Source organism: Micromonospora mangrovicola (genome assembly GCF_047200535.1).
Lineage (GTDB): Bacteria > Actinomycetota > Actinomycetes > Mycobacteriales > Micromonosporaceae > Micromonospora.
Map to the genome: position 1 here is coordinate 1 of NZ_JBJZOG010000164.1, position 9,059 is coordinate 9,059.

Consider the following 9,059-nt stretch of genomic DNA (forward strand, 5'->3'; position numbering starts at 1 on the left):
AAGTAGCCGATGAGCGTGCATGTGATCATGTCAGGACCAGTCGAAGATCACCGGGTGGCGAAGCCGGCCAGGATAACCTCGACGGCGCGATCGAGCACGGCTGCCGGAACCGGCGTCGCCGCGGTGGTCTGGGCCAGGCCGCGGATTAGCAGGTAGAGCTCCTCGACACCGACATCCGGCCGGACGCTGCCGGCGGCCTGGGCGCGGCGCAGCGCCGTGTCGACCGCCGACTTGAGCTCGGTCGACACCGCAACGACGGCCGGTGGTGCATCGTCGCCCAGCATCGAGGCCAGCGTGAGCTTGCTGGCGCCTCTCTCGATCATGTCGCGGATCAGCGTGGACAGTGCCGCAGACGGGTCGGGTGCGGTGGCCGCGGCCCGGGCGCGGCCGAGCAGGCCGATGAAGTGCCGCACCAGCGCGGCCTCGACCAGTGCCTCCTTCGTCGGGAAGTGCCGGAACACGGTGGCGATGCCGACGCCGGCCAGCCGCGCTACCTCTTCGGTCGAGCCGGTTTCGCCGCGCGTGCCGAACACGTGGTCGGCGGCGGCGAGGATGCGCTCGCGGTTCTCCCGTGCATCCTGGCGCATGGGAGCACTTTAACCGAAGTCTCGACTTCGCTATCGTAAACGGAGTCCAGACTTCGGTGAGAAGGAGAGACCATGCGCACGCCCGAAGAAACCGTCCGCACCGTGGCCGCCGGGGTCTGTCGCCTCATGCGCGGCGGCCTCACCGCAGCCGAGGAGGCGGCCCAGTTCGACGAACTGGCCGCCTGCTACGCCGAGCGCACCGACGTGCGGCACCCGCTGAACCCCCTCGGCGACACCCCGCTGCGCAGCCGGGCTGCGTTGCGCGAACACTTTTCCGCCGGCCCTGGCCGCCCCACTGGAGTCCTGCGCTATGACATTGTCGACGATCACGTGTACACGACGGCCGATCCCGAGGTCGTGATCTTCGAGTTCCGGTACGCCGGCGTGATCGACGGCCGCACCTTCACGATGCCGTGCATCTTCGTGGTGCGGGTCCGCGACGGCGAGATCGTCGAGTCCCGCGACTACGTCGACCACGTGGCCGGTGCCCGCGCGTTCGGCCGCTTGCCCGCCCTGGCCGCCGCACTGACAACCGGCGAATCGTCGGACCGGCCGGGCCCGGCGCGGTCGTGACGATCAGCGGCCCAGCGGGATCCGGCTCAGGCGTTCTCGGGCTTCTTTAGAGTCGCTTGCGAGAAAGTTAGCTCGGCAGCGGGTCTATAGGCCCCGCCGCGCCGACTTCCCCAACCAGCAACCGACGTCGCGCAAGGCGAGGTCAACAGAACGAGCTGCGCACTGTCATGCGATCCGCCGCTCGCTACGCAGCGTGACGTCCTGTTTGCTCAGCTCGACTCACGGACATGCCGAATTGAGCGCGTTAGCGCGCCGTCGGCGGGCAGATGATTCGCTACCGCGCAAGCAGGGAGCGCAGGACTTTGATGATCTCGTTGGGCGCTTCCTCGGCCATGAAGTGCCCGACCGACGTGGTTCGGTGGTCCAGATCAGCAGCCCAGGTGTGCCACAGCGCGGCGGCGTCGTAGCCAAGTGCGGCTCCCCAGTCCTGTTGGACGACGGTGACCGGCATGGGCAGTCGATTTCCGGAGGCTCGGTCGGCCTGGTCGTGTTCGAGGTCGATGCCGGCCGTGGCGCGGTAGTCGGCGACGATGGAGGGGACCGCCTCGCGGGAGGCTTTCAGGTACTCCGCCCGCAGGTCTGCAGGAATGGCATGGGGGTTCTTGGCCCATAGGTCGAGGAAGTAGCCGAAGAAGGCGTCTGCGTTGGCGCTGATCATCTGCTCGGGCAGGCCGGGTGGCTGGGCCATCAGGTACAGGTGGAAGGCAACAGCGGCGGAGGACCCGTGCAGGATGTCCCACATGTCCAGCGTCGGCAGGACGTCGAGGATGGCGAGGTGGGTGATCGTAGCGGGATGGTCGAGGCCGGCGCGGATGGCGACGAGGGCGCCGCGGTCGTGCCCGGCCAGGGCGAAGCGCTCGTGGCCGAGCTGGCTGGCGAGGGTGAGGATGTCGGTGGCCATGGTCCGCTTGGAGTACGTGTCGGCGTCGCGCGCGTCGGGCTTGTCGCTGGCGCCGTAGCCGCGCAGGTCGGGACAGATCACGGTGTGGTCGGTGGCGAGGTCGCCGGCGACGTGTCGCCACATGACGTGGGTTTGCGGAAAGCCGTGCAGCAGCACGATCGGGCTGCCCGTACCTCCCACCGCCACGTTCAGTGTCACGTCATCGTCGACCGAGACGCGCTGGTAGTCGAACCCGGGAATGGCAATTGTCATGATCGTCCTTTTCTCGTTGGCCGGACGATCCCAGCCTGCCGGTCGCGGATGAGCAAACGATGAGCGCGATACGTTAGGCGCAGGTTTGGAAGGGCGGTTCGATCAGTGCAGGTCAGCATCGGTGTTCTCGGGCCGGTTGTCGCCTGGGACGGCGTCGGCGCGCCGCTGGACCTGAAAGGGCCGAAACACCGCGCGGTGCTGGCGCGACTCGTTGTTGCGCGCGGTCGGGTCGTACCGGTCAACCGCCTCGTCGATGATCTGTGGCAGGAGCCCTCACCGAGCGCGGTTGGCAGCGTCCGCACGTTCGTGGCGGCGTTGCGGCGCGCGCTGGAGCCGCAGCGTCCACCGCGTCAGTCGGCTCGGTTGCTGGTCACGGAGGGCCCGGGCTACGCGCTCAGGTTGGCGCCGGATGCGGTCGACGCCTGGCGGTTCGAGGACGAGGTCGCCGTCGCCTCCAGGGCCTCCCCTCACGAGGCACTCGAGAGGCTCGATCGTGCCCTGACTTGGTGGCGTGGGCCAGCGTTCGCCGGCCTCGATGACGAGCCGTGGTCGCGCGTCGCGCGCTCCCGCCTCGAACAGCTACGGCTGAACGCGATCGAGCAGCGGGCCGAGGCGCGACTGGATGTCGGGCGCCCCTCGGACGTCGTACCCGATCTCGACGCGCATGTGGCCGAACATCCGTGGCGGGAGGAGGCGTGGCGGCTGCTGGCGCTCGCCCTGTACCGCACGGGACGCCAGGGTGATGCGCTTGCGGTACTGCGCCGGGCCCGCAGCCTGCTCCTGGAACAGCTAGGCGTCGATCCGAGCCCGCGACTGCGTCGCCTGGAGACCGACATCCTCCGTCAAGCCGATCGAGTCAGCGACCGTCTGGGTTTACCGGGACCGCAACGGGTCTGGGCGGAGACCACAGCGGCATACGACCGTACGGTAGCGTCCGGCTCCGGCTCTCGGCTGGAGTCGACGGTCGGCCTGCTGCGGAGTCTCGCCGTGACAGGGGCGAGCGGGCTTGAGGCGGCGCGGAGGCAGCGGATCGTGGCCATCGCCGCCGCCGAGCAGTTGGGTGATCCTGATCTCACTGCCCGGGTGATCGGCGGCTACGACGTGCCCGCGATCTGGACGCGGTCGGATGATCCGGCGCAGGCGGCGCAGATCGTGACGGCGGCCGAGCGGGCGCTGACTGCCTTACGTCCCGACTCGTCCGAGGCCACACGAGCCCGACTGCTGGCCACGATCGCGGTGGAGTCACGCGGCACCCGCGCCCCGCGCGGACCCGAGGCTGCCGAGGAGGCGGAGCGGATCGCGCGCCGCCTGGGCGACCCCGCCCTGCTGGCCTTCGCTCTGAACGGCGTGTTCATGCAGACCTTTCACCGCGCAGGCCTGGCTCCCCAGCGGGACCAGATCGGTGCCGAACTCGTCGCGCTCTCCGCTCAGCACGGACTGGGGACGTTCGAGATCCTCGGCCATCTCGTCCGACTGCAGGCCCGCAGCGCGCTCGCGGACTTCGCCACCGGCGACCAGCACGCAGCTGCAGCGGACCGGCTCGCCGAGCGGTACGACCGCCCCCTGGTCGGCGTGTTCACCCAGTGGTACGGCGCACTGCGACTGGCCGCGACCGAGCCGTCGCCACAGCCCGCGGAAGCGGCCTACCGCAACGGGGCGGCACAGCTCGCCAACGCCGGCATGCCCGGCGTCGAGCGGGGCCTCCTACCGCTGGCCCTGCTATGCCTACGCGTGTCGCACGGGGAACCAGTCCACTTCGACGACGAGACCGACTGGGGCCCTCACACGCCCTGGGTGCGCCCACTCGTCCTACTGGGACGGGACCGCCCGACCGATGCCGCTGCGGCGCTGCGTCAGGTCCCAGATCCGCCGCGCGACCTGCTGTTCGAAGCCCTGTGGTGCCTCACCGCCCAAGCTGCAATCGCCCTGGACAACCGGACGGTGATGAAACGCGCCCGGATCGAACTCACGCCGGCCGCCGACGAGCTGGCCGGAGCCGGCAGCGGCATGCTCACCGCCGGCCCCGTCTCACGTCATCTCGACGACCTCGACGCGGCCCTCAGCCGCACCCGATGAGCAGGAGAGCCTTTCCAGCAGATCCAGGCCGTCGCGGATCGCCAGGCCACTGAGCACTTCCCTCCCGCATCGCGCTCAGCCTGCCACCGACGATCTGCCGCCGACCGCGCGCCTGATCAGCGTCCGGTCGTGCCGAAGTGAGTGCGTTCGATCGTGTCGCGAAAAGTACGAGATCAGATAAATTCGCGTCGTATTTAACCTATGCGTTCGAGTCGGTGAATTGATGGCTCAGCCGGTGCCGTCCTGCACCGGATAGTGGATGACGACCGCACCGCCGGTGGCGTAGTTGGCGACATCGGCGGCCACCTGCCGGCCTTCCGGAGACGACCTCGATGCGGTCATTGCCGCAGCGTCAGCGAACTCGGCTTCGAAGACCGCGAAGTACGGCGCCTGTCCCTGCGTCGCTGCCACGTCGAAGCTGTAGCGCCACGCGAGCAGGCCGGGCATGAGTGTGACCAGCGGGAGGTGGTGGGTCACGTAGTAGTCGCGGAAGTGGTCGGGATCGGCGGGCTCGGGATACAGGACCACCAACTTGTGCATGTTCGGTTCCTTTGCTTACGGGTGCGTGCTATCCAGCTGGACATTTGCGTATGGTCATTGCCGTGTCAGCGGAGAGTCGGCGGCGCATACGTGGGATTGCGCAACCGCCTCAGGCGATGGGGTTGCCGCCTCGGCGTAGCTGGCTGTGGAGTTCTTGTTCGGCTTGCCTCTCTTCCGGTAATCGGATCGACTTGACTGACGCTGGTTCGGTGCCCTGGTTGATCTCCGGCTGGCGGTGGCGGGCGAGCGTCAGGCTGGTCAGTGCCGTGATCGCCATCGCGGCGATGCCGATCAGTGCTGCCGTGGTGTAGGCGCCGTCGTTTGGGAAGAGATGGCCGCTATCGGTGCCGGCGGCCAGGATCAGGCCGCCTAGAGCGCTGCCTAGGGAATACCCGACGCTGCGGACGACGTAGTTGAAGCTCATGGCGCTTGATGTTTCGCTCTTGGGGGTGACGGCCAGGATGACGCCGGGCATGGCGGCCGAGAAGCTGCCGACGCCGAAGCCGAGCACGCCCATGGCCGTGAGCAGTTCGGCTAGGTTCGACCGGTCGGCCGCGAACAGGACGAACCCGCCGCCGACGACGACAGCGCTGCCGGCCAAGAGCAGGGGGGCGTCGATCCGTTCGCGGACTCGGGGCGTGAGCTTGCCGGCGATGAAGCCCAGCACGGAGAACGGGACGAGGACCAGCCCGGCGGCAAAGGTGGTGAGCCCGAATCCGTAGCCGACGCTGTTCGGTGTCTGCGCGTACCGGGTAATGAGGGTGAGCAGCAGGTACATGCCGCTCCCGCCGACGAACATGGCGATATTCGCCCCGGCGACTGCTGGGTGCCGTACGGCCCGGACATCGACCAGCGGTGTCTTGCTGCGCAACTCGGAGGCGATCCAGATGCAGAGCAAGAGCACAGCGCCGATGGCGAGGACCACCGCCACACGGAGGTGATGGCTCCACAGGCTCCTCTGGCTTGCCAGGAACAGGACGAGGAACAGTCCCCCCGCTAGGACGAGCGCGCCCGCAACGTCCACGCGAGCGGAGCGGCCTTCGGGAGCTTTGGGGATAGAGCGCCACGCGGCCAGGAATGCGGCAGCGGTGACGAACAGGCCGAGGCTGTAGGCCGCTCGTACACCGCCGAGTTCGGCGAGCAGCCCGGCGAGCGGGTAACCTACGCCAGCCCCGATGATCGAGACCACCGAGATCAGGGCGATCGCAGCCGCGCTGCGCCCCTCGGGAAGATGGTCACGGGCTACGCCCATCATCAGCGCCGTCAATCCGAGCCCGACGCCCTGAGCCGCCCTGCCGGCAAGCAGCCAGGCGAATGGCAGCGGCAGCACGGTGAGCGTGCTGCCGGCGACAACGACCGCCAGCGTGGCGAGAATCGTGGTCCGCCGGTGTGGTCCGGCGCCGAGCCGGCCGAGGACGGGCGTAGCGACGGCGCCGCTCAGCAGCGCGATAGTCAACGTCCACTGCGCACTGTCGAGCGAGACGTGCAACGTGGTGGCCACGCTGGTGATGAGCGGCGTTCCCAGACTGCCGACCGCCGCGACGACCAGTGCTATGAAAATCAGGGCGGGGACCAGTAGGCGCGCCTTGGAATGCTCTGAGAGGGTCACTGCTTCGCCCCGTCGCGATCCTGGTCTTCGAGCTCGGCCAGATGCAGCAGCGCTGGGAGGGCCGCCTTCAAGGCGTTGACTTCTTCCCTGGTGAGTTCGTCGATCAATCGCGCAAACGCCTCGACGCCCGCCCGGCGGCGCGCCCGAACATAGGAGGCGCCCGCCTCGGTCAGACACACCAGCGTTACCCGCTTGTCGGACGGGTCGCCTCTCCGCTCGACCAGCCCGGATTCCTCCATCACCCGAACAAGGACAGTCATCGCGGGCTGGGTGACACCTTCGATCACGGCGAGGTCGGTGATCCGTCGCGGGCCGGTCCGATCCAGGGTGGCCAGGGTGGCCGCGGATGTGATGCTCATGTCACGTGGAAGACGTCTCACGGCTCTGGTGGCCAACCCGTAGAGGGCTGAGCCGATCTCAGTGGAAGCGCCACGAGCGGCGTCTTGACGGCTCATGGTCGAAGCATAGCATTTTTATATGAATGCTTTATGTATCCCTCGGCCCCGGCTCGAACCCGGCCCCGAGCCTCGTCCTCTCGGCCACCGTCGTCGGGCGTCTGCACGCCGGCCCTGACGAGCACGCGCCGACCGCGACGACCCCGTCACCCACGACCTCATCGCCGCCGCTCGCGAAGCGAGCAGCAGGCGCTTGGTCTCGGCGGCGAACCAGAGCATGCGGCCACCTACCTGTGGAAGGAAAGCTCCAACGCTGACAGGCAAGGTCGGTTGGCACTGAGCCAGCTTCAACCCATGCCATAAACCAGCCCGGCCGGAGTCGAACGCAGGCTTCATCGGACATCCGGATCTGCCGCCGCCCGAGCGTGATGGCCGCCCGGCGACACGTTCGTCTCGATCAGCTCGTCGCAGGGCCGTCGAGATGGCCGACGTCCGTGGAGCCCGCCGCGACGTGGACCCGATAGCCCCAGTGCCGTAGGACCTGCGCGATCTTCGCAGCACCGCCAGGGTTGGCGGAGTGGACCTTGATGACGCCGATGTCGAAGGGTCGCTTCTCGAACGCGGCCTGTTCCAGGATCTCCACGACCGGCCAGATCGTGTCGTCCCCGCCCAAGTCGTGGTCCAGCCACAGCTCGTCCAGGCACCCGTCCCGGTACCGATTGAGAAGCTCGACTCCGGCAGCGCTCGTCCGGGCCACAACGTCGTGTTCGCCGATCCGGTCGTGTTCGAGGTGTTTGAGCTGCCAAGACAGATTACTGGCGACGATTTTCGCCAACCGCGATGAGTCCGGGCAGTGCCGCCGGTATGTACCGGTGAGCATCGACCGAAGGGGACACCATCGTGAGCGTCATCGTCATTGAGTTCATCACCCTGGACGGGATCGTGTCTGACCCGGACGGGTCCGGCGGCACACCGACTGGCGGCTGGGCGTTCCGGCATGGTCCCGGCACGGTCGCCGGGGACAAGTTCCGGCTCGGCAGCACGCTAGACGACGGCGTCATGCTGCTGGGCCGCACCACCTGGCAGCTTTTCTCCCGGCTCTGGCCGGGACGCGACGACCCGTTCTCCACCCGGATGAACAGGGTTCCCAAGCTGGTCGCCTCCCGCACCCTGACCGATGCCTCGGCATGGACGAACTCGCAGGTCATCGACGGCGACCTCGTCGACGCCGTCAAGCACGAGCAACGCGATGTGATCATCACGGGCAGCCTGAGCGTGGTGCACACGCTGATGGCCGAGGATCTTATCGACGAGTACCGGCTCCTGGCCTTCCCCACGATCCTCGGCACCGGCCAGCGACTCTTTCCCGCTGGCGGCCCGCCGGCGTACCTTGAGTGCCTGGCGGCCGAGCAGACCGGCGCCGCCGTCCTCGCCCGATACGGGCGAGGAGCACGATGACGGCTTGCACTCCCAAGGCCCGTTGTCAGACGGCCACCCTGTCCGCTTGGTGATTGAACATCCGGATCTGAGCCGCGCGGTCGGAGGGTTTGGCAATCCGATCACCAGACCTTGACCGGCTGAACCTACGGCCACCACGTCGAGCACCTCGGCGGCATACCAGCCGGCGGGGGCGGGCCAGCGTGCAGCGCCCTGGAGATGCTTCCCGTGATTGTCCCGGCTTTGCTACGCCGGGCCAATCACGTCCATCGGCGTCGATGCCCGGGACCCGACGGATCCGTCCTCACCGCCGGCGCCCGTCAGCGGCTCGATCGCAGCACCGCGGGTCGCTGACCATCCCGGCCCTGCCGGTTCTTGGTTCTCCAGGCTTCCCCTCCGGCACCTCGATGAAGAGCAGACGGTGCCGCCCGTCACGGGAGTAGATCATGCATTCCTCGCAGAGCATCCCTCATCGCGCACGGATCTGCCGCACGGCGAGCGGGAGGGGCAGCTTGATGTAGTCCGATCGCGGCCAGTGCCGAGGGGCCGGGCGGGGCATGGTCCGGCTGGGGAGTCCTCGTTGGAGGCTGGATCGGATGGTAGGTAGTCACAGCAGCCAGCAGCCAGCAGCCAGCAGGCGGAGGCGACACACCTCAGGCGGCAGCTTGTCCAGCAAGTCCTCGGGAGAT

9 protein-coding genes are annotated in these 9,059 nt (G+C 68.1%); 3 read left to right on the plus strand and 6 right to left on the minus strand.

What is annotated here, in order from left to right; all coding sequences use genetic code 11:
- Positions 1 to 47: 47 nt before the first annotated feature.
- Positions 48 to 587 carry a TetR/AcrR family transcriptional regulator gene (locus tag ACL02O_RS32635; RefSeq protein WP_412822037.1) on the minus strand — a complete coding sequence of 180 codons (540 nt, stop codon included), beginning with the start codon at positions 585 to 587 and terminating at the stop codon, positions 48 to 50.
- 72 nt (positions 588 to 659) lie between these two features.
- Here ACL02O_RS32635 and ACL02O_RS32640 point away from each other — a divergent pair, with 72 nt between their 5' ends.
- Positions 660 to 1,160, plus strand: a complete 501-nt coding sequence (locus ACL02O_RS32640; RefSeq protein WP_412822038.1) for a nuclear transport factor 2 family protein — start codon at positions 660 to 662, stop codon at positions 1,158 to 1,160.
- A gap of 274 nt (positions 1,161 to 1,434) precedes the next feature.
- Here the strand turns inward: ACL02O_RS32640 and ACL02O_RS32645 are convergent, their stop codons facing one another.
- Positions 1,435 to 2,313, minus strand: a complete 879-nt coding sequence (locus ACL02O_RS32645) for an alpha/beta fold hydrolase (protein WP_412822039.1) — start codon at positions 2,311 to 2,313, stop codon at positions 1,435 to 1,437.
- A 105-nt stretch (positions 2,314 to 2,418) separates the two neighbouring features.
- Between ACL02O_RS32645 and ACL02O_RS32650 the strand changes: the two genes are divergently transcribed.
- Entirely contained in the window at positions 2,419 to 4,389 is a 1,971-nt protein-coding gene (locus tag ACL02O_RS32650; RefSeq protein ID WP_412822040.1) for an AfsR/SARP family transcriptional regulator, read from the plus strand.
- Positions 4,390 to 4,617: 228 nt separating this feature from the next.
- Here ACL02O_RS32650 and ACL02O_RS32655 read toward each other — a convergent pair whose 3' ends face one another.
- From ACL02O_RS32655 to ACL02O_RS32670, 4 genes are all read right to left on the minus strand, one after another.
- Entirely contained in the window at positions 4,618 to 4,929 is a 312-nt protein-coding gene (locus ACL02O_RS32655) for an EthD family reductase (protein ID WP_412822041.1), read from the minus strand.
- Between the two features lie 109 nt (positions 4,930 to 5,038).
- Entirely contained in the window at positions 5,039 to 6,538 is a 1,500-nt protein-coding gene (locus ACL02O_RS32660) for an MFS transporter (RefSeq protein ID WP_412822042.1), read from the minus strand.
- Positions 6,535 to 6,897, minus strand: a complete 363-nt coding sequence (locus ACL02O_RS32665; RefSeq protein ID WP_412822043.1) for a MarR family winged helix-turn-helix transcriptional regulator — start codon at positions 6,895 to 6,897, stop codon at positions 6,535 to 6,537. Before ACL02O_RS32665 ends, ACL02O_RS32660 begins: the two co-directional genes overlap by 4 nt.
- A 493-nt stretch (positions 6,898 to 7,390) precedes the next feature.
- Positions 7,391 to 7,813 carry a cyclic-phosphate processing receiver domain-containing protein gene (locus tag ACL02O_RS32670; RefSeq protein ID WP_412822044.1) on the minus strand — a complete coding sequence of 141 codons (423 nt, stop codon included), beginning with the start codon at positions 7,811 to 7,813 and terminating at the stop codon, positions 7,391 to 7,393.
- Between the two features lie 20 nt (positions 7,814 to 7,833).
- Between ACL02O_RS32670 and ACL02O_RS32675 the strand changes: the two genes are divergently transcribed.
- Positions 7,834 to 8,391 carry a dihydrofolate reductase family protein gene (locus tag ACL02O_RS32675; RefSeq protein ID WP_412822045.1) on the plus strand — a complete coding sequence of 186 codons (558 nt, stop codon included), beginning with the start codon at positions 7,834 to 7,836 and terminating at the stop codon, positions 8,389 to 8,391.
- The last annotated feature ends 668 nt before the right edge of the window (positions 8,392 to 9,059 follow it).

What these genes read in the sequence shown, in the direction of transcription:
- ACL02O_RS32635 (WP_412822037.1), bottom strand. Translation starts at nt 587, where the DNA reads ATGCGCCAGGATGCACGGGAGAACCGCGAGCGCATCCTCGCCGCCGCC.
- ACL02O_RS32640 (WP_412822038.1), top strand. Translation starts at nt 660, where the DNA reads ATGCGCACGCCCGAAGAAACCGTCCGCACCGTGGCCGCCGGGGTCTGT.
- ACL02O_RS32645 (WP_412822039.1), bottom strand. Translation starts at nt 2,313, where the DNA reads ATGACAATTGCCATTCCCGGGTTCGACTACCAGCGCGTCTCGGTCGAC.
- ACL02O_RS32655 (WP_412822041.1), bottom strand. Translation starts at nt 4,929, where the DNA reads ATGCACAAGTTGGTGGTCCTGTATCCCGAGCCCGCCGATCCCGACCAC.
- ACL02O_RS32665 (WP_412822043.1), bottom strand. Translation starts at nt 6,897, where the DNA reads ATGAGCATCACATCCGCGGCCACCCTGGCCACCCTGGATCGGACCGGC.
- ACL02O_RS32670 (WP_412822044.1), bottom strand. Translation starts at nt 7,813, where the DNA reads ATGCTCACCGGTACATACCGGCGGCACTGCCCGGACTCATCGCGGTTG.